This is a genomic window from Lactobacillus sp. W8174 (assembly GCF_016100975.1).
GTDB classification, from domain to species: domain Bacteria; phylum Bacillota; class Bacilli; order Lactobacillales; family Lactobacillaceae; genus Lactobacillus; species Lactobacillus juensis.
Genome location: NZ_JACFRN010000004.1, coordinates 14,563 through 34,161, shown reverse-complemented (window position 1 = coordinate 34,161; position 19,599 = coordinate 14,563). Strand labels below are relative to the sequence as shown.

Here is a 19,599-nt window from a genome sequence, read left to right as displayed (position 1 = left end):
ATAAATATCTTTACAAACGAAGTAACTATAATCAAAAATGCTTTTTTTGTCAATATAAAAATCGAACTATTAAAAATAAACTTGCTATAATAATTCGCATTTAAATTTGACTAAAGAATGGTAAATTGCTAGACTATTTACGTGATATTTGTAGAAATTTAATGAGGTGAATAAAAATGACAGCAGTTGCAGTCGTTGGTAGCCAATGGGGCGACGAAGGAAAGGGCAAAATTACTGATTTTTTGAGTAATGAAGCAGCTTATACTGTTCGTTCCAATGGTGGTAATAATGCTGGCCATACTATTGAAATCAATGGTCAAGATTTTAAGATGCGTTTAATTCCATCAGGTATTTTTGCGTCAAAAGAAGGGGCCGTAATCGGTAATGGCGTAGTTATTAATCCTGAAGTTTTATTTGGTGAATTAAAAAATCTGGCTGAAAAGGGAATTGACACTAGCAAATTGAAAATTTCCAATCGTGCTCATATCATCATGCCATATCATATCAAGCAAGATGAATATCAAGAAGAAGCAAAAGGCGATCAAAAAATCGGTACTACTAAAAACGGTATTGGACCTGCTTACATGGATAAAGCGTCCAGAATTGGTATTCGTGTTTGTGATCTCCTTGAAAAAGACACTTTTGCAGCAAAATTACGTGCTAACTTGATTCAGAAAAACAACATTTTCACTAAGATTTACGGCAAGCCGGCACTGAAATTTGATGACATTTTCACTAAGTATTATGAATATGGTCAAAAAATGAAAAAATACGTCACAGACACTTCAGTGTTAGTTAATGATGCTCTGGATAATAATGAAAAAGTGTTATTTGAGGGTGCACAGGGAATTATGCTTGATATAGATGAAGGAACCTATCCCTTTGTAACCTCATCGAACACCATTTCCGGCGGCATTGCCAGTGGTATCGGTGTTGGTGCTAACCGGGTAAAAAGTATCATCGGTGTCTGCAAAGCTTATACCACTCGCGTTGGTGCTGGTCCTTTTCCTACCGAATTATTAGATGAAACTGGTGACCGTATTCGCGAAACTGCTCATGAATATGGCACAGTTACCGGTCGTCCTCGGCGCGTGGGCTGGTTTGATTCAGTCGCTTTACGTCACGCTAAACGTGTTGCTGGCATCAATGGTTTAAGTCTTAACTTGCTTGATATTTTTAGCGGTTTTGACACTATTAAAATTGCAACTGCTTATGAACTTGATGGTCAAAAAATTGATTACTATCCTGCTAGTCTAAAAGAATTGGATCGTTGCCAACCGGTTTACGAAGAATTACCTGCTTGGAAAGAAGATATTACAGGTGCTAAGACTTGGTCTGACTTGCCAGAAAACGCACAGAAGTTTTTAAACCGCGTTTCAGAACTTGTGGGTATACCTTTAGTTACTGTTTCGGTAGGTCCTGACCGTGAACAAACAATAGTGTTACAAAATCCGTGGGAAATGTAATTTATGCTGGAACGTTATACTCGCCCTGAAATGGGTAAAATATGGTCTGATGAAAATAAATACGAAGCATGGCTAAAAGTAGAAATTGCTGCTACCAATGCCTGGAGTGAATTAGGGGAAGTGCCTCAAGAAGATGCTGCTAAAATTGCCCAAAATGCCAGCTTCACGCCAGAGCGGGTGGCAGAATTGGAGCAGGTAACTCATCATGACGTGGTTGCTTTTACACGAACGGTTTCTGAAAGCCTGGGTCCTGAGAAAAAGTGGGTGCACTTTGGTCTGACTTCGACGGATGTTGTAGATACGGCGCAGGGTTATATTTTAAAACAGGCAGATGAGATTATTCGCCAAGATCTGCATGAACTAAAAAAGACGATTGCTGAAAAAGCACGTAAATATAAAAATACGGTGGAAATGGGGCGCACGCATGGTGTGCAAGCTGAACCCACTACTTTTGGCTTGAAACTAGCTCGTTGGTATGCGGAAATTAAGCGTGATATCGAACGCTTTGATCATGCAGCAAAGGGAGTAGAATCAGGAAAAATTTCCGGTGCCGTTGGGACTTTTGCTAACGTACCACCAGCTGTTGAAACCAGTGTCTTAAAGCAGCTAGACTTAACTCAGCAGCCAATTACCAGTCAAGTATTGCCACGCGATTTGCATGCTGAATATATTGCTACTTTGGCGCTAATAGCCACAAGTATTGAAAATTGGGCAACCGAAATTAGAAGTTTGCAACGCTCTGAAATCCATGAAGTAGAAGAACACTTCCGTGCAGGGCAAAAAGGTTCTTCAGCAATGCCTCACAAACGTAATCCTATTGGCTCAGAAAATCTTTGTGGAATGGCACGGGTTTTACGGGGTCATATTATAACTGCTTATGAGGATGTATCACTTTGGCATGAACGCGATATTTCCCATTCCAGTGCTGAACGTGTAATTTTACCTGATACGACAATTGGTATTGATTATATGCTCAATCGTTTTAACCGCATTTTGACTAACCTTGATGTTTTCCCAGAAACCATGCTTAAGAACATGGATAAAACTTATGGGTTGATTTATTCCCAGCGCTTATTATTAAAACTGATTGATGAGGCTGGTCTTTCTCGTGAAGATGCCTATGATATGGTTCAAAAATTAACCACGAGATCGTGGAACGAAGGGATTTCCTTTAGAAAATTAGTTGAAGATAGTCTAATCATGGACTATCTTTCAGAAGATGATGTAGCTGATGCATTTGATTATCATTACCATTTGCGTCATGTTGATGAAATCTTTAAAAAAGTTGGTTTAGAATAATTAGTAAAGCAGTTCACTTAATAGTGAGCTGCTTTTTGTCATGGAATTTAAATTGCTGATAAATAAAAAAGTTGAGGTGCTGAAACAAGTTGAATCTGATGATTATGGCCAAAAAGCTATTAACGAATTACCTCAAAAAATGGTCGCTGAAAATAAGGTTGACGTAGATGCAGTTTCGGGCGCCTCTAATACTACTAGAGGATTGAAAGATGCTATCGGGGATGTATTAAGCAAAATTAAATAGATATTTATCAAGAATTTAATAAGCATTTAAAACAGGTCATAAATTTGGTTAAAACTTATGACCTGCTTTTTGTATTATGAAGTTAGGGCAAGTTAACCTGGTAATCATTAAACTGAAACATTGTTTATGAATTTACCTGAGAATTTTGAAAAAGAAAGTGCTTTTAAAAAATTTCTTAACCAATTAATCTATATTTATAACTACTTTATTTGCAGAATAGGAGAAAAGGTAATGGAAAAACTTAATAGATATATTGATCATACTTTATTGGAACCAAATGCGACTCAAGAGCAAATTGATAAGGTGATTTCAGAGGCTAAAAAATATCAATTTGCGTCTGTCTGTGTAAATCCTTTTTGGGTAAAATATGTGAGTGAAAAATTACAAGGAACAAAAATTAATACTGTAACGGTGATTGGTTTTCCCCTAGGAGCAACTACTACTGAAACTAAAGTTTTTGAAGCAACACAAGCAGTCGCAAATGGTGCCGATGAATGTGATATGGTTCAAAATATCGGAGCGTTTCTTTCTGAAGACTATGATGTAGTGCTTAAAGATGAAAAAGCGGTTGTCGAAGCGGTACATTCAAAGGGAAAAAAGGTAAAAGTAATTCTTGAAAATTGTTTTCTTAATTCGCAGCAAATAAAAAAAGCATGCTTGATAGCAGAAAAATCTGGTGCTGATTTCGTGAAAACGTCAACTGGCTTTGCAAAATATGGAGCTAGAGCAGAAGATGTTAAGATTATGGCCGCAACCGTCGGAACTAAAATGGGCATCAAAGCAGCAGGCGGCATTCATACTAAAGCTGAAGCCTGCCAAATGATTGCTAGTGGAGCTACTAGATTAGGGGCAAGTGCAAGTCTAAAAATAATAAAAGAATCATAGATTTAGCGCAAAATAGAGTATTTAAAGAAGACACAATAGTTGTTAACGCAAGGTGTCTTCTTTTTTAGTGTAGTTTTTTGCATAATTTTGTTGAAAGTAGGTAGACTATGTGTCTTATTTTTCAAAAGAAATTGGAAACAATAAACTCTTTTTTATATGTAAGCGGTAACGTATTATTTGAATTGAGGTGAGGAATATGAAAGACCGGCAATTACTGATAATAAATGAGTTGCTTGATAAAGAAAATTTATCAATCGATGAATTGAGTCAAGCCTTGAATGTTTCTTCCAGAACTATCAGAAATGATGTAGATGATATTAACAGAACTTTAAGTGACCTTTCAATTACTGGAATTTCTAATAAGCGGGGGCAACTTTATTTTTGTCTTGATTTGGATGCCAGGCATTCCTTATCTCACTCTTTAAAAATTAGTTCGGATACATTTCTTGATCCTAAAGAAAGGCAACTTCATATCATTATCAGTTTTTTAAAAGCTCCTCGCCAGGTAAAAATTTATGAAGAACAAAAGCGGCTGAATATAAGTAAAAGCACAATGGACAAGGATATGCGTCAGGTTAGAGAATTTCTTGCTAAATATTCTCTGACCTTAGATACGCAACAAGGAGCAAAAATTGAAGGTGCTGAAAGAAATATCAGAACAATGATTCAACAATTAATTGTTGAAAATATTGATATTTCACAATTAACGGAAAAAGGCAGCTTTGAAGGAAGTGATAGTTACCAAATAGTAATTGATTATTTAAATCCCAACATACTTGAGCAAACTAATAAAGTTGCTAAGGAACTAATACTTGGTGGTCGTTACGAAGGAGTTTCTGCTAGAGAAGCACAAATTTCTGTTTTAATGGCCATTTGGATTAGACGCTTGCAGGAAAAGCAATATCTTGATGACAGTCAGGTTTCCAATTTAGAAATTGCTAATACTAGAATTATGAACTCTGTGAACAATTTGCTGGGTAAGTTGGAGCTGACAGTTCCGGAAAATGAAAAAAGCTATATGACTTTTATTCTTAAAACATTTTTGGGTGAGAAAGAGGTAAGAATTGACAAGTGGGCGGAATCGGAACTTCTGACTTTACGGCTAATAGATTATATGAGTGACGTAGAAAAAATTAATTACCGTGATTCTGAACAACTTTATGAACAGCTTAATTCACATATTTCAGCATTCTTGCAAAGGCAGGAAAATCATATTGAGGTATTTAATCCGTTAACTGACGTGCTTAAGACCAATTATGCAACTATTTATCAAGATATTTCAGCTTTTTTTGAAAGCAAATACAGTAAAAATGTTTCAGCAGGAGAGAGAGCTTTTATAACCGTTTACTTTAGTACGTATTATGAAGAAAGCGTTAAGGAAAACAACTTTTATAGAATTGCTGTTCTTTGCAATTATGGTGAGGCTACCGGTCAACTTTTGGCTGCCAATATTTCCCGAAACATGAATGTTGAAGTTGTGGCAGTTTTGGGATTACAAGATATAAATTCTTTAAGAAAGCTAAACATAGATTTTGTCGTTAAGACAATCAATGAATCAACGGGAATGGTCCCCAGCTTTAAAATGCCTCCTGTGCCGAGAAAGCAAGACTATCAGGAGTTAAAGAAATTTATTGCCAAAGCAGACATAAAAAAACATATGCTGTCTTTAAAACAAAGTCCTTCAGTTAAGAAGAATTTACTTAAAGACACCATTTCGCTAATTGAGACAGAAACCAGAAAAAATGTTTCGGCCCGCTTGGTAGACAAGTTAATTGAAATTTTTTCTGAACATCATATTGAAATAAAAGAGAGGGAGGTGAGGCCAATGCTTGAAGATTTGTTAACTGATGACAAGATCCAAATACACATAACAGCTGATAATTGGCGTGAAGCGATTGAAAAGACTAGCCAACCGCTAATAAAAAATAAATCAATTAATGAAGATTATGTTGCTGCAATGGAAGAATCAGTTAAAAAATTTGGGCCGTATATTGTCATAGGTCCTGGAATTGCTTTGGCCCATGCAAGACCAGAGGACGGGGTTGCAAAATTGGATGTTAGTGTAGCATCACTGGCTGAGCCAATAAAATTTGGTAATAAAGCAAACGATCCAGTAAAAATCATTTTTGTTTTATCAGCAATTGACAGCTACTCACATTTAAATGTTCTAAAAGCAATTGTGGATTTAATAAATAAGCCAAATAAGATTGAAGAACTATTTAATAAGGAAGATAAAGCAAGTTTTAAAAAGACCTTGTTTGGCGTAGAAAGATAATAGAGTTAGGAGTGTAAAAATATGGCAAAAGTACCTACAGTGTTCTTTATTTGCGGCAATGGCTTGGGCTCAAGCTTAGCTTGTCAGATGGAAGCAGATGATGTTTTTAGTGAAGCCGGTATCGAAGTTAATTCAGATCATGATTCGATTTCAGATGCACCTTCACTCAATGCCGATGTTATTGTTTCAGCAAGCAATTTTGAGTCTCAATTTGCTAATATGCAAATTGATCCCAAAACCAAATTTGTCTATTTAGACAATATCGTGGATAAAGACGAAATTAAAGAAAAAGTTTTACCAGTTGTGAAACAAATTGCAGATAGTTAAGTTTATAAAAAGGAGTGAGAGAAATGGTCGTTATTCAATGGATAATTAACAATATCCTTACTCAGGCAGCAATTTTAATTTCATTAATTGCGATGCTGGGATTAATATTACAAGGTAAAAAAATAGGAGCGGTCATAAGTGGTACGCTTAAAACTTTGCTTGGATTTGAAGTTTTGTCCGCTGGTTCGACAATTATTCAACAAAGTTTAGCTTATTTTGCAGTAATTTTTCAGCATGGTTTTCATACCAAAGGTATTGTACCTAGTATTGAAGCCATTAATGGTCAGGCAATGAACAAGTTGGGTTTAGGTAATAGTATTGCCTTAACTCTTTTAGGTATTTTCATTGTGAACATTATCATAGCCAGATTTACTAAATGGAAGTATGTCTTTTTAACCGGACAAGCTTTATTGTGGATGGCAACTATGACTGTTATTGGTGGTCACTTTGCCGGCTTAAAAGGTTTTCCGTTAATCTTAATGGGTAGTATTATAGGTGGTATTTTTGCCATTGCAATGCCGGCATTAGCGCAACCAATTGTACGTAAAATTACTGGCAGCAATGCAATTGCCCTGGGTCACTTTTGTACAATTGGATATTTAGTTGAGGCAGGCGTGGCCTGGCTAGTTAGAGACCGCAAAGTTGATCAACACGTAACTAACATTAAGGAAAGAAAAGATTCTTGGGAACACGTAAAGCTGCCTAAGAGTATGTCATTTTTACAGGATAATTCCCTTTCTATTATGGTAGTAATGGTACCTTTATACATTATTACTGCTGCTTTTGCTGGTCCCTACTGGTCCATTAAAGCTGCTGGAGGAGCTGCAGGAAGCGTAAACTACATTATTTATGCCTTTTTACAAGCTATTGAATTTACAGTTGGTGTTTATGTAATGCTTTCAGGGGTTCGTTTGATGTTAGGTGAAATTGTTCCTGCCTTTCGTGGTATTGCTATGAAGGTAGTTCCTAACTCAGTACCTGCTCTTGACTGTCCAGTTTTATTCCCATATTCACCAAATGCAGTCATTATTGGCTTCATAACGACAACTATTGGGACAGTGATTGGCATGTTCTTGTCCCCATTAGTAGGACTAGCAGTTATCTTGCCAGGTATGACTACCAATTTCTTTGCGGGCGGTACTGCAGGAATCTTTGGTAATGCAATTGGCGGCAAACGTGGTGCCATCGTTGGTGGTATTGCACATGGTTTGTTTATTACCTTGCTTCCAGCACTTTTGGTTGGCGCATTATCATCAGTTGGCTTTGTAAACGCCACAGCTACAGATGTTGATACCATTACCGCTGCTTTATTATATCTGTGGGTTATTGCACCGGCCTTTCATGCCTTTGGCTAATTACTTTGGAGGTGTTTAATAATGTCGTTTTGGTCGAAAATTTTTAAATCAAATGCAACGGAAAGTAATTCAGCTGCAGATAAAGAAACTAATGAAACAAGCAGCCAGTTAACAGATGATGAAAAGCAACAGATCAAGAGTCAAATCAAAGACTTAACTGAACAACTTAATGACAACGACTCAGAGTCAGTAGCAAGCAATAAACAAAAAGCTACTGTTTTAACCCAGCTGGGGGAAAATTATCAAAAGCTGGGTAATGTTGATGATGCTATTGATGCTTATGAAAAAAGCTTGAAACTCAACGAGGATTTTGGTCCGGCTTTTGACGGTTTGCTTAAGCTTTATGATATTAAACGGCAAAAAGCTGCTTATGCTAAGAATAATGATGAAATACAAAAATGGCTCAACAAGGGTGACGAATTGACAGCATTATCAAAGAAAATAATGCGTTCTAAATAAATTTCCAGATTATATATTTAAAATTCGCAATTAAAGGAGAAAAAATGGCTTATAAAACGTTAAAAGAAGTACTAAAAGAAGCAGAAGAAATGGATTTCACGGTTGGCGCGTTTAATGCTCATAACTTGGAAATGGTTCCGGCTATGATTGAAGCTGCACACGAAGAAGGCGCTCCTATTATTATTCAAACTTCTGTTGGTACGGCTGATACAGAGGGGATGAGAAACTTTGTAGCTGTTTGCAAAAGCATGGCAGAACACGAAGCGGTGGATGTTGTGCTCCACTTAGATCATGCCCGTGATATTAAAGACATTGAAAGAGCAATTGCAGCCGGATACAGTTCGGTCATGTTTGATGGGTCATTACTTTCATTTAAGGAAAACATTGCCAAGACCAAGAGAGTTGTAGAATATGCCCATAAACGCGGTGTCTCAGTTGAGGGTGAAATTGGAACTATCGGTGGAACTGAAGAAGGTTTTACCGTTAAAGAAGGAAACTATACCCGTCCTGAAGATGCTGTTAAATTTTTGCAAGAATGTGACGTTGATGCTTTAGCTGTCGGCGTTGGTACACATCACGGTCAATTTCAATCTAAAACCAAATTGAACTTTCCACTTATTGAAGAATTACATAGTAAACTGGATAAGCCAATGGTTATCCATGGTGGAACGGGAGTTAACGAGGAAGATTACCATAGACTGACCGAAAATGGTATTCGCAAGTTTAACGTCGGTACTGAACTATTAGTTTCATGGACTAAGAAAGCAAAAGAGATGTTTGACAAAACCGAAGTTAATGAATCTCTGAGAAATAACATTATTCCATGTAACGAAAGCGTTCATAACATTATTAAACATAAAATTGAATTATTCATGAATAAAGGGTGATCTCGTTGAAAAAAACGATGTTGCTTTTGGCTGGTTGTCCTGGGACCGGTAAATCTTATTTAGCGAATCTGATATGCAAGGCCATTCCTGATTATTTTAATGAAGTTTCTATAGATCTGTTTAAAGAGCAGCTTTATGAAAGTAGAGGCTTTGATAATCCATCTGAAAAAACCGAGTTAGACAATCAAGCGTATGATATGTTTTACCAAAATGTCGCAAACTTTATGCAAAAAGATCAATCAATTATTTCTGATTACCCATTTTCTTATCGCCAGCACGATATCTTAGAAAAATTAGCTAACAAGTATCATTTTCAAATAATTACAATTACGCTGACTTGTGACTCAGATATTTTATATGAAAGACAAAGAAAACGTGATTTGGATCCTGATCGTCCTTTAGGATTCATAATGAACCATTATCATAAAGGTGATACTTTAACCGACAGGACAAAAATGGATATCCAAAAAACAAAACAGGAATTTGAAAGTTTTAATAATAAAAGAGGATATTCAACTTTTAAATTAGGTAAAACAATTTTTCTTAATGTTTCAGATTTTAGTAAAGTTGATTATGACGGTACAATTGCTAAGATAAAAAGCTGGGTCAACTAAGTACAATTTTTACTTCTTAAATATTTTGTTCAATATTCATTTAAGAAATTTTAGCCGTATTTCGTATTAAAGCGAATTACGGCTTTTTAAGTGCTCTTGAATTTTTTGTTTCTTCTGAATCAAAAAAATATGCCACTTGGTTTCTTATAATTGCCACTTAGTTAAAAGTGCTAGATTTTACATTAAAATAAGCGTTTAATTAAATCATCAAGTGATGAAGGGCAGGTGAGAAGCGTGAAAATAAAAATAGAACTGAATCCGGATATGGAAGATGATGATACCAGTGTAACAATTCATGCTAAATCTGTGACACCAGAAGTTGAACAGATATACCGACAGTTGCAAGGTATCAATGAACATCCTGACCAAATAGAAGGCAAAAAAGATAATGTGTCCTATTACTTGAGCATGAATGAGATTTTATTTTTTGAAACAGAAGATAAACAAGTGATTGCACATACTGCCAGGGATGCCTTTACCGTAGACTACAAACTCTATGAACTAGAAAATTTGTTAAATAATCAGTTCATGCGGGTATCTAAGTCAACAATTTTAAATTTAAATCAAATTTATGCGTTAACACGTTCGATTTCTAACTGTAAGATTAATTTTCGCGATTCTTATAAAACTGTCTATGTTTCACGTCACTACTATCACAATTTGAATGATAGGTTAAACGAGAGAAGGTCATCATAATGAAAAAATTTAAACTTAGAGAAGTATTTTGGGGCATTGCTCTAGTAGCAGCTGCCGTATTCTTAGTCCTTAATCAGCTGCATCTGCTTTCATTTCATTTAAAAGTCAGCATGATTATTTGGACTATCATATTCGGAGCGGCACTGATCGAAAGCGTGGCTGATAAAAGTTTGTTTGGTACAACTTTTTCCATTGCCTTTTTATTAATTGTTTACGCTGAACCGTTGCATATTACCAAAATTGTACCGTGGACGGTCTTAGTGGCGGCGTTATTAATTTATTTAGGTTTAACGCTGATTTTTAAGAGAAGCTGGTTTCCCAAAATAGTCTATTTTAACCAAAAAAAAGACGGCAAATGGAAGAACTTTAGCAATAATCATTCAAGAATAGATAATAACGTATTCAGTGGCGGTACTGGAAATGTTGATGGCGAAGATATAGTAATTAATCAGCGCTTGTCATCAGTTTCGCGTTATGTTCATTCACAAAATTTACGCAGTATAACAATTAATTCTTCTTTGGGTGAAGTTGAAGTCTACCTTGATCAAGCTAAAGCTGCAGGCGATGTAGTGACCGTTGACATTAGTGGCACTATGGGTGAGATTGAAATTTACGTTCCAACTTCATGGAGAGTCAATAGTGATAGCTTAGACTTAGCTCTGGGAGAATTAAATATTGATGACGGATTTACCGGTGGCGGTCCTACATTAATGTTAACAGGTCATTTTAGCATGGGTGATGTGGAAGTTAATTATGTTTAACTTTGGGAAAAATAAAATGGTTAATTTAAAACAATACATAATTATGTCAAAGAAAATTATGAAGCCGGAAACTATAAAGAAGCTGAAAAAGCCTATAAAAAATGGCGTGATACCTATGATTATACCTATAATGCAGCTAATGCAGCAAAAACTGCTGTGAAAAAGAGTTCTCTCAGTGATTATCAAATGGGTTATGAACAAGCCAAAAAGGACTATGCAGAGAGTCATTCTTTCAAGGATTTTCCTAAAAAAGGTGTTAACTTAGTTAATCGTGTTACCCAGAATAAAGCAATTGAAATAGAACGCTACATTGACGGCTACAATGATGCCAAGGCCAAAATTTTACGGGCGAAAAAATAGCCCATAAAGGAGATTATTAATTATGTATGGCTCATTATTAGCCAATGTAAGTCCAGATAGAAAAATTAAGGAAGCTGTAGAACAATTTCCTCAACATACACAAGCCTATTATCTCGAAAATAAGCCAGTCGGGTTAATGACCTGTTGGCAAAATGCTTTTCACCCTTATTCCTTAAATTTTGCGGGCTATCTTGCACCTAGATTAACCAGCGGTGAACAAATGCAGGTTTATGAGCAAATACTGACGGATTTAACGGCAAAAGCCCAAAAAAATCACCAAAACGCATTAATTACTTATGATTATGCACCGCAGTTACTCTTTAATGCTATTGGTCAAAAAAATGGTTTTAAATTAATCAGAACTACTGTAGAACCCCAGATGCCCTTGAAAAGGGCACTGAAAAATATTCTAATTGATACTGATTTGCAGATGGTCACTCTACACAAAATAAAAAAAGATTCTGTAATAATGAATAGGCTGGCACAGGTGAGTTTCTCCGATTATCAAAAAAATCATTTAGCAAATCCTGTTGCAAAGATACCTCTTAGTGAGTGGAGCAAAACCATTTTCACTGATCAACTTGAACACGCTCCCTTAGCGCTAATTGCTGCTGGACAAATTAAGGCTTATTGCTTTTCTTTTGAGGATACCCCTCAAAAATTGACTTTAGGATGGATGGGTGCTGTTAAGCCTAATTTATTAGACCAATTGCAACAGCAATTGCTAAATTGGGCACAAGCAAAATATCAAACTTTAAGTGGTGAATTTGACTCTACGGACTCATTAGCAACGCGGACTTACAGAAAGTATGCGTTTAATCTGTGTCCAGTTTATGAAACGTATTTAAAGAAACTGAACTAGAAATTTAAAAGACGCCGTTATTCAACTAATGGCGTCTTTTTACTTGTTTATAATTGATAGCGGTAAAAATAATAGGGGATATTCCAACTTTGCGAATCAGCCGCAACTAAATCATCATTCATTAAGTATTTAGGCAATAATGCAGTTGCCTGGCCTTTTTTGACTAGCTCTAAAATCATTTCCAGTGAATCAATTTCAGTGACGCTGTTTTTATTCTGCGTTAATTTGAGAGTCAAGTTACGAAACGGACAATTTATGTCTGCGTTTATGGCAACCGGTACTCTTTTATTTTCCTGCTTTTTGCCTTTTAAAAAACAGGCTTGTAAATGGCTTTTCTTGATTAACGAATATTGGGGTAAAGTGATCGGAGTAAAGGCCCAGACCATGTCATAGGGATGCTTAGTCAATAATTCTTGAATTTCATTAGTACTTTTAATGATGACTTCATATTGATCAAGTGCAAACTGTTTCTTTTGGGTAATAATATAGCCAAAAAGCAACTCAGAGATTAAAACTTTTGGTTTGTTACTGGTTAAATCGTCTTTTAAATCTTGATAGTTTTGTAGTGCTTTAGTCGCAAAATGATACATTTTTTGCCCATTTTTAGTTGGTCTGACTCCTAAATTAGAACGCACGAAAAGTGGCGTTTTCAGTTCTCGCTCCATTGTTTTGAGCCTGGCCGTAATATTGGATTGAGTGTAGCCCAATTTCAATGCCGCTTTATTCAGTGATCTAGTTTCATAAATTGTTTGGTAAATATATAAATCGTTAAAATTCATAATACTCCATATCATTAAAAGTGATAACCCTATTACAATCTCGGATTATGCAGAGTGAATTTGTTTTAATATACTAATTTTGTAATCTAAAGGGGGAACTTATTATGACTACAAAAATTGGTATTAATGGTTTTGGTCGCATTGGTCGGCTTGCTTTACGGCGAATTTATGAAGTGGCCAGTGATGACATCGAAATTGTCGCAATCAACGACTTAACCTCACCAGCTATGTTAGCACACTTATTAAAATATGATACTGCGCATGGTCAATTTAATCATGAAGTAACTGCTACAACTAATAGTATTGTAATTGATGGTAAAAATATTCCGGTTTATGCGGAAAAAGATGCCAGTCAAATTCCGTGGGTTAAAAACGATGGAGTTAAAATAGTACTTGAATGCACTGGATTTTATACTTCAACTGCAAAATCCCAAGCTCACCTTGATGCCGGTGTTAAAAGAGTATTAATTTCTGCTCCTGCAGGCAATATGAAAACTATTGTTTATAGCGTAAATGATGATCAATTAACTGACTCTGATCAAATTATTTCCGCAGGCTCATGTACCACTAATTGTTTAGCACCATTAGCACAGGCAATGAACGATGAATTTGGCATTCAGGTGGGAATTATGTCTACAACGCATGCCTATACTGCTTCACAAATGTTACAAGATGGACCTGATCGTGGTGGCAATGTCCGTAATGCCCGTGCTGCAGTTGCTAACGTTATTCCGCATTCAACTGGAGCAGCTAAAGCTATTGGACTAGTTATACCTGAACTGGATGGCAAACTTACGGGTATTGCTCAACGAGTCCCTGTTATTTCTGGTTCTATTACTGAACTAGCTGCCGTTTTAAGAGAAAAAGTTACAGCTGAAGAATTTAACGCTAGAATTAAAAAGCATACTGAAGGCAATGCTTCTTTTGGCTATAATGACGACCAAATTGTGTCATCAGATATTATTGGCACTGAATTTGGTTCGGTATTTGATCCAACTCTCACCCAAGTTGAAACTGGAGATAATGGGGTACAACTAGTCAAGGGTTACGCCTGGTATGATAATGAGTCCGGCTTTGTAGCCCAAATGATCAGAACACTGCAAAAGATTGCCCAGCTAAGTTAATTCCAAAAATTAACTGATATTTTTATCAATTTATAACTGTTTATCATCAATAAAAAAATGGTTCTGCCAAGTGCAGAATCATTTTTTTGTTTTTAAAATATACTAGTCATTTTTCACCCATGGCGCTGTGAGCATTTGACTAACGGTTTGCTTAATATCATTGCTTTGAGCAATCAAAGAAATTACCGCAGCTCCAGCTGCTTTAGTTTTAGCAATTGCTTCTAAGTCGCTAGCGGTAATCCCACCAATAGCAACAATTGGCCGGGTTGTGCTTTTGACCAGTTTGCTTAAGCCGGCAATACCAATTTCGGGGTCGGCATCACTTTTAGATTGGGTGGCATAAATTGGGCCACTGCCATAATAATCAATTCCGCTAATTTTATTGGCTTGCTCAACTTGAGCTAAATTCGAGCAGGAATAGCCGATAATCATTTGAGCGCCAACTTCTTTAATGACCTGTCTGATTTCTTCATCGCTTTGACCAACATGAACGCCTTCGGCATGAACTTGTTGTGCAAGCTGAACATCATCGTCAATGAAGAAGGGCACGTGATACGCATAACACAATTGGTGTAGCTTTTGTGCCATGGGGAGTCTTTCAGCTTCACTTAAAGTTGAATTAGGTCCCTTATCTCGAAATTGAAAAGCAGTAATACCTGCAGCAAGTGCTTCTTCGACTATGCCCGGTAAAGTTTTACCTTCTGGAACGTCTTGACTGCCACAAATAAAGTAAGCATGTAAAAAATCAGTGTTAAAGTCTTTCATTATTTCTCCTAAATTACTGAGCCCAATGATTTAAAGGACCGTGACCATGACCAACTTGAATAGTTTCCTTAATAGTTTTGGTAACGTACTTTTTAGCAATTTTAATTGCTGACGGTAAACTTTGACCTAAAGCCAGTTGAGCTGTAATTGCTGCAGCTAAGGTGTCACCTGTACCGTGAGTGCGCTCGGTATGTATTCTGGAACTGCTGACCCAAAGATCGGAACCATCAGCAAATAAAGCATAATCTTTTACTTGTTCGCTACTTGCATGACCGCCTTTAATTAGCACATTTTTAACTCCCATATCTTGTAATTTATGAGCTAATTCTGGATATTGGGCTTGATCTTGTACCTTGATATCAGTTAAAGTCTCCGCTTCTGGCAAGTTGGGTGTTATTAGATCGGCTAAAGGCAGCAGCTCGTTCTTAACGGTGGCGACAGCATCTTGACTTAATAATGGTGCGCCCCCCTTAGCAATCATCACTGGATCTATGGTAATAGGACCAAAGTCATACTTTTGCAAATTAAGTGCAACTTGGTGAACGTGATCTGCATCGCCCAACATTCCTGTTTTACAAGCACGGATGTGGAAATCTTCTGCCAAAGAGGCGAATTGGGCATCGATCATTTCTAAAGGCAGTAAAAAAGATTTCTGGACGCCCAAAGTGTTTTGTGCTGTCACTGCTACTACAACAGCTGTACCAAATACTTTTTGCATTTGAAAAGTTTTTAAATCAGCCATGATTCCGGCACCTCCACCTGAATCTGTGCCGGCAATAGTTAAAACCTGGGGAAAAGAATTAATTTTTTCAGTCATCATAAAGTTCCTTAATCAAAATCAGCAATTCGTTCAATATCAGCAACTTTTACTTTATACAAATAATCCATGAGATACATGCCAAAAGTAGCGGGTCCGACATTGGGATGATCTTTAACTACTAATTGACCGGCGCAACTGAAAACTAAAGCACCTATTTGAGCTGCTTCAAAAGGATCGTCAGCAACAGCTGTAAAAGCTGTGACAATACTGGTTAACATATCTCCTGAGCCGACATGAGTTTTAAAAAGGGGTGAGCCGTTATGGACATGGGCTATTCTTTTACCGTCACTAATTGTGTCTGTAGGTCCGCTCGCAATGACTGTGCAACGATATTTTTGAGCAGTTTTAGCAGTAATTTCATCAATATCGCCAGAACCGGAGCCTGCATCAATCCCCTTTGAGCTCCAATCAAAGCCACCTAAGGCAGCTATCTCACCAATATTGCCCCGAATAATACTAGTATGAAAATCCCATAAAAGTTTATCTGTGATTTTATAACGGTACTCCACGGCGCCAACGGCAACGGGATCAAATACTATGGGTTTATTATATTGGCGCGCTAAATCCTCCACTTTTTTAATGTGGTTAATTTGCTGCTTGGTTAAGCAGCCAATATTAACTGCCACGGCGGAAGCCATCCGCACAATTTCTTCAGCTTCAGCAACTTCATTGCTCATAATTGGTGAAGCACCAATAGCATTAACAGCATTGGCCACATCTTGAACTGTTACAAAATTAGCAATATTGAAAATAACCGGATTTTGCGCTCGCAATTTGTCTAATAATTCTAACTGCATTTTATTACTCCTAATTTAATATCCTTAAAATTTTTGACTAATAAAAAAACTTTGGCATATGGAAATGCCAAAGCTTAAGCAGTTTTGACACGTTCCTACGCAAGTATTAACTTACAGGTTCAAAGGGTCTGAAAAATTTTCATCTCAGCCAAAAAGGCACCCCTCGTGTTATCGCTTACAATTATAACGGAATTTATTACTGATTACAATAGTAGGTTGATAAAATTGCTATCTGTTTACGTTATAAATGCTGGTACTTTGACTGTTATTATAAGATTGTGTATAAAAATCAAAAACAGTATAGTGGTTAGAGTTTATCTTTAGTAAAATGTAATTAGTAATAATTAACTGTCATTTTACAATATTATTTAACTCGAAGGAGAATATTCATGAATTTTACGGATCGACTGCACGAAGCGGGGAAGGCATTGTGGCATGAAAGTATGGTGCATCCCTTTATAAAGGAGTTACAAAGTGGCGAACTTCCAATTGCAACTTTTAAATTTTACCTGCTGCAGGATCGCTATTATTTAAGAGAATTTAGCAAGTTACATGGATTAATTGCGGCAAAAATGGATAATCAGGAAGCACAAAAATTTTCACTGGCAAGGGCACAAGACTTGAAAGACGTTGAAATATCAGTGCGAGACCATTTTTTTGAAGAATTAAAAATAACTGCGACTGAAATTGCTGAAACTCCGGTGGCGCCAACAGCTTATAATTACGTTAATCACATGCATATGACATTAAATCGATCTGGTGTTAGGCCTGCGGTAGCAGCGCTTTTACCATGTTACTGGCTCTATCAGGAAATTGGCCAAAAAATGGCAGAAAAGGGCTCACCGGTTTCTTATTATCAGGAATGGATTGATACTTATGATGGCGAGTGGTATGGTGCCAACGTAGCAAAAATGCTGCATTTAACCAACTCTTTGGCTGAAAGTGCCACTAATGAAGAACTTGAGCAAATGCAAACTGCGTTTGTGCGCAGCAGCTATTATGAATTGCAGTTTTGGCAGATGGCTTATGAAAAGCAAGATTGGAAGTAACTTCTGCAAAAAAGCTGATAAAAAGAGCCCACGATTTGCCAAAATCGTTTTTAGTTAATAACTGGTTACAATCACTACCATGTAGCAACATAACAAAGTATCAAAAAACTACTAGACATAGTAATTGGATTTACTACGCCTAGTAGTTTTTTTGCAATTAATTTGTTTTAGCTGCTATTCGCTCATCATGCCATTCAAGAATCATCTTTACTATGGCGTTAGCGACATTCAAGTTTTTTAACAACGGTCCGTGAGAATAGGTACCAATGAAATTGCGATAACGCAGGCCTTCAACGTGGTCTTGTGGGTTGTTGCCGTAACCTTCGATCATTTCTCCTAGGGGATGCAACTTATCCTTATCGTCAAAATAAGTTTGCCCGGAATGATTTTCAAAGGCCTTGACTTCGCCCCATTCACTCATATAGCGGGTATCGCCAATCATGCGCTTATCTGCTTTAAAAACAGTATGGAAGGGTAGGATATCTAGCCCCTTGATAGTCACACCGGCATTAGTTTTGTAATAAGTGCCAACGAGTTGGTAGCCGCCACAAACGCCTACCATAGGTTTACCTGCGTTAATGTACTTGGTTAAAGTTTCCTTATGACGCGGTAAATCTTTGGCAATAACAGTTTGCTCGAAGTCCTGCCCACCGCCAAAAAAGATGAAATCATAGTCAAAAGCATTGAACTCACTACCAAGAGAAATATTATCCACTTGCGTAGTATAGCCTTGCTTTTTAAGTAAAAAACTTATGATTTTAACATCTCCGGAATCACCATAGGTGTTCATCAGGTCTTCATATAAATATGCAATCTTGATTATTTTGTTCGCCATTGTTTACCAACCCCTATTTTCTTGTTTAAAGTATATCTTAATAGTTAGAAGTGGGCAAAGAATAGTTATTTAAGATTTTGCTGCGCTGCAAAATGATTAATTGGGCCATATTTGGAGCCAACTGCAATGGGGTGAGCAATAGCTTCATAAGTAAAATCTTTAGCAGTTTGTACGCTGGCAATAATTGATTGTCCTTTTGCTAATTCAGCAGCAATTACTGCTGATAGTGTGTCACCTGTACCATTAATTCTATCTGTATTAATAAACGGCTTGGTAAATTCGTGAAATTTTCCGTCTGCAGTGAGTAAAATATCTGTTACTTGCGACTGCGCAGAATCATCATGACGGCCTTTCATTAAAACATTTTTGGCTCCCATATCCTGCAATTTTTTGGCTCCCTGATGAATTTCATCTTTGGTAGCTAAATTCAAACCGGTTAATTTTTTCTGTTCGTAAAAGTTAGGCGTAATAATGTCGGCTAATGGCATTAACTGCTCAAGAAAAGCCTGGTAGGCATCGTCATCAAGCAAGGTATCACCGTGTTTGGTCATAATAACCGGATCGAGTACGATCTTACCCATATCATATTTGTGCAAATTAGCAGCAACACAGGCAATTACGTCCTTGTTAGCCAGCATACCGGTTTTAAGTGCGTCAATTTTAAAATCATCGTTTAGTACGTCAAATTGTTCCTGAATAAAAGAAATAGGCATAACTTCTTGTGCATATATACCAGTTGTATTACCAGCAACGGCAGCTGTTAAAAGCCCCATGCCATATACTTGACGGGCATAAAATGAATGTAAATCAGCAGTCATCCCCGCACTGCCATCGCTGTCATTTCCCGCTATTGTTAAAGCAATAATTTCTTTTTTCATTTTCATGTATCCTCTTTTTAACGTAAGCTCTATGTAACCAGTATAACTTAAAATAAGGATAA

At 36.8% G+C, this 19,599-nt stretch carries 22 protein-coding genes and 1 riboswitch; of the genes, 16 read left to right on the top strand and 6 right to left on the bottom strand.

What is annotated here, in order from left to right; genetic code table 11:
• Positions 1-176: 176 nt before the first annotated feature.
• The 14 genes from H3U49_RS06235 to H3U49_RS06170 all read left to right on the top strand — a co-directional run bounded on the left by H3U49_RS06235 (position 177) and on the right by H3U49_RS06170 (position 12,490).
• Positions 177-1,466 (top strand): adenylosuccinate synthase, encoded by a 1,290-nt coding sequence (locus H3U49_RS06235; protein WP_198180579.1) that lies wholly within the window; start codon positions 177-179, stop codon positions 1,464-1,466.
• 3 nt (positions 1,467-1,469) lie between these two features.
• On the top strand, positions 1,470-2,765 hold the full coding sequence (gene purB, locus H3U49_RS06230) for an adenylosuccinate lyase (protein ID WP_198180578.1): 1,296 nt from the start codon (positions 1,470-1,472) through the stop codon (positions 2,763-2,765).
• Between the two features lie 40 nt (positions 2,766-2,805).
• Positions 2,806-3,009, top strand: coding sequence for an FMN-binding protein (locus H3U49_RS06225; RefSeq protein WP_198180577.1), 204 nt, complete (start codon positions 2,806-2,808; stop codon positions 3,007-3,009).
• Positions 3,010-3,240: 231 nt separating this feature from the next.
• Positions 3,241-3,894: a deoxyribose-phosphate aldolase gene (gene deoC, locus H3U49_RS06220; RefSeq protein WP_198180576.1), complete on the top strand. Its 654-nt coding sequence runs from the start codon at positions 3,241-3,243 to the stop codon at positions 3,892-3,894.
• Between the two features lie 196 nt (positions 3,895-4,090).
• A complete protein-coding gene (locus H3U49_RS06215; protein ID WP_198180574.1) occupies positions 4,091-6,169 on the top strand; it encodes a PTS sugar transporter subunit IIA in 2,079 nt (692 codons plus the stop codon).
• A 21-nt stretch (positions 6,170-6,190) separates the two neighbouring features.
• Positions 6,191-6,496, top strand: a complete 306-nt coding sequence (locus H3U49_RS06210; protein ID WP_034980994.1) for a PTS sugar transporter subunit IIB — start codon at positions 6,191-6,193, stop codon at positions 6,494-6,496.
• A gap of 23 nt (positions 6,497-6,519) precedes the next feature.
• The gene (locus H3U49_RS06205; protein ID WP_198180572.1) at positions 6,520-7,851 is read left to right on the top strand and encodes a PTS sugar transporter subunit IIC; all 1,332 of its coding nucleotides are present in this window, start codon (positions 6,520-6,522) and stop codon (positions 7,849-7,851) included.
• A 21-nt stretch (positions 7,852-7,872) separates the two neighbouring features.
• On the top strand, positions 7,873-8,310 hold the full coding sequence (locus tag H3U49_RS06200; protein ID WP_198180570.1) for a lipopolysaccharide assembly protein LapB: 438 nt from the start codon (positions 7,873-7,875) through the stop codon (positions 8,308-8,310).
• 44 nt (positions 8,311-8,354) lie between these two features.
• Positions 8,355-9,197 carry a class II fructose-bisphosphate aldolase gene (locus H3U49_RS06195; RefSeq protein ID WP_198180568.1) on the top strand — a complete coding sequence of 281 codons (843 nt, stop codon included), beginning with the start codon at positions 8,355-8,357 and terminating at the stop codon, positions 9,195-9,197.
• 5 nt (positions 9,198-9,202) lie between these two features.
• Entirely contained in the window at positions 9,203-9,811 is a 609-nt protein-coding gene (locus H3U49_RS06190; RefSeq protein WP_198180566.1) for an AAA family ATPase, read from the top strand.
• Positions 9,812-10,045: 234 nt separating this feature from the next.
• Positions 10,046-10,507 carry a LytTR family DNA-binding domain-containing protein gene (locus H3U49_RS06185; RefSeq protein ID WP_198180564.1) on the top strand — a complete coding sequence of 154 codons (462 nt, stop codon included), beginning with the start codon at positions 10,046-10,048 and terminating at the stop codon, positions 10,505-10,507.
• Positions 10,507-11,268: a LiaF domain-containing protein gene (locus H3U49_RS06180; protein WP_198180562.1), complete on the top strand. Its 762-nt coding sequence runs from the start codon at positions 10,507-10,509 to the stop codon at positions 11,266-11,268. Before H3U49_RS06185 ends, H3U49_RS06180 begins: the two co-directional genes overlap by 1 nt.
• A 156-nt stretch (positions 11,269-11,424) precedes the next feature.
• Positions 11,425-11,628, top strand: a complete 204-nt coding sequence (locus tag H3U49_RS06175; protein WP_198180560.1) for a hypothetical protein — start codon at positions 11,425-11,427, stop codon at positions 11,626-11,628.
• A 22-nt stretch (positions 11,629-11,650) separates the two neighbouring features.
• Positions 11,651-12,490 (top strand): hypothetical protein, encoded by an 840-nt coding sequence (locus tag H3U49_RS06170; protein ID WP_198180558.1) that lies wholly within the window; start codon positions 11,651-11,653, stop codon positions 12,488-12,490.
• 47 nt (positions 12,491-12,537) lie between these two features.
• Here H3U49_RS06170 and H3U49_RS06165 read toward each other — a convergent pair whose 3' ends face one another.
• A complete protein-coding gene (locus H3U49_RS06165; RefSeq protein ID WP_198180556.1) occupies positions 12,538-13,269 on the bottom strand; it encodes a LysR family transcriptional regulator in 732 nt (243 codons plus the stop codon).
• Positions 13,270-13,373: 104 nt separating this feature from the next.
• Between H3U49_RS06165 and gap the strand changes: the two genes are divergently transcribed.
• Positions 13,374-14,393 carry a type I glyceraldehyde-3-phosphate dehydrogenase gene (gene gap / locus H3U49_RS06160; protein WP_198180554.1) on the top strand — a complete coding sequence of 340 codons (1,020 nt, stop codon included), beginning with the start codon at positions 13,374-13,376 and terminating at the stop codon, positions 14,391-14,393.
• A 102-nt stretch (positions 14,394-14,495) separates the two neighbouring features.
• Here the strand turns inward: gap and thiE are convergent, their stop codons facing one another.
• Genes thiE through thiM form a run of 3 tightly spaced genes read right to left on the bottom strand, consistent with a single transcriptional unit; the run spans position 14,496 to position 16,775 of the window.
• Positions 14,496-15,161, bottom strand: a complete 666-nt coding sequence (thiE, locus tag H3U49_RS06155) for a thiamine phosphate synthase (RefSeq protein ID WP_370466813.1) — start codon at positions 15,159-15,161, stop codon at positions 14,496-14,498.
• 10 nt (positions 15,162-15,171) lie between these two features.
• On the bottom strand, positions 15,172-15,975 hold the full coding sequence (gene thiD / locus H3U49_RS06150) for a bifunctional hydroxymethylpyrimidine kinase/phosphomethylpyrimidine kinase (protein ID WP_198180544.1): 804 nt from the start codon (positions 15,973-15,975) through the stop codon (positions 15,172-15,174).
• An 11-nt stretch (positions 15,976-15,986) separates the two neighbouring features.
• Positions 15,987-16,775: a hydroxyethylthiazole kinase gene (gene thiM / locus H3U49_RS06145; protein ID WP_198180542.1), complete on the bottom strand. Its 789-nt coding sequence runs from the start codon at positions 16,773-16,775 to the stop codon at positions 15,987-15,989.
• 75 nt (positions 16,776-16,850) lie between these two features.
• Positions 16,851-16,949, bottom strand: a riboswitch (TPP riboswitch).
• Positions 16,950-17,164: 215 nt separating this feature from the next.
• Between thiM and tenA the strand changes: the two genes are divergently transcribed.
• The gene (gene tenA / locus H3U49_RS06140; protein ID WP_198180540.1) at positions 17,165-17,824 is read left to right on the top strand and encodes a thiaminase II; all 660 of its coding nucleotides are present in this window, start codon (positions 17,165-17,167) and stop codon (positions 17,822-17,824) included.
• 157 nt (positions 17,825-17,981) lie between these two features.
• On the opposite strand, the gene H3U49_RS06135 is transcribed toward tenA, so the two are convergent.
• Positions 17,982-18,659 (bottom strand): type 1 glutamine amidotransferase, encoded by a 678-nt coding sequence (locus tag H3U49_RS06135; protein WP_198180538.1) that lies wholly within the window; start codon positions 18,657-18,659, stop codon positions 17,982-17,984.
• 65 nt (positions 18,660-18,724) lie between these two features.
• The gene (gene thiD / locus H3U49_RS06130; RefSeq protein WP_122053145.1) at positions 18,725-19,537 is read right to left on the bottom strand and encodes a bifunctional hydroxymethylpyrimidine kinase/phosphomethylpyrimidine kinase; all 813 of its coding nucleotides are present in this window, start codon (positions 19,535-19,537) and stop codon (positions 18,725-18,727) included.
• Positions 19,538-19,599: the final 62 nt, after the last annotated feature.